General features: G+C 39.1%; 1 protein-coding gene. It reads right to left on the minus strand.

Going from position 1 to position 588, the window contains the following annotated elements:
- Window positions 1–496 (minus strand): phage integrase N-terminal SAM-like domain-containing protein (locus GQR56_RS21330; RefSeq protein ID WP_166115397.1); only part of this gene is annotated, 496 nt, incomplete at its 3' end.
- Between the last annotated feature and the right edge of the window lie 92 nt (window positions 497–588).

Genomic DNA, 588 nt, shown 5'->3' on the forward strand with positions numbered 1-588 from the left:
ATATGACACGACGGTCTTTATTGCCTTTTCCTGCTCTAACCCATAGGCAGTCTTGGCTAAATTCAATATCAACAACCCGTAAATTCAGTAATTCACTTATTCTGAGTCCACAGCCATAGCAAATACAAAGCATGACTTTTTGTTGTGCAGATGCCATATTTAAGAACAGGCGATAAACCTCATCTCGTGTTAGCAGTATCGGTATTTTATGTGCTTTTTTAGGCAATACAATATCAATATTAAATGAACGCTGTAGTACATATTTATATAAAAAGTTAACGGCATTGAGTTTTACTGCAATCGTTGCACGCGACAAATGCTGTGTTAGGTTTACATACCTAAAATACGCTTCAAGCTCTTCTTTATTAATTAAGTCAGGCGATTTATCGTAGTAATTAGCTAACTGAGCAAGTGCATTTATATAAGATTCTTCGGTACGTGGTGAGTAGCCTCTTAAACGGATCTCGTCTATGACGCGTTGTCTTAATGGGGTCATTGGTTTTCTCCGGTGAATAGGGGGAAGTCCCAATGACAAGTGTGGCAATTATGCTAGAGGTTGCTAGCTCCGCGTAGCGGCTTTGTTCAACA

It is taken from the genome of Pseudoalteromonas sp. Z9A5 (assembly GCF_011378875.1).
Classification (GTDB): Bacteria; Pseudomonadota; Gammaproteobacteria; order Enterobacterales; family Alteromonadaceae; genus Pseudoalteromonas.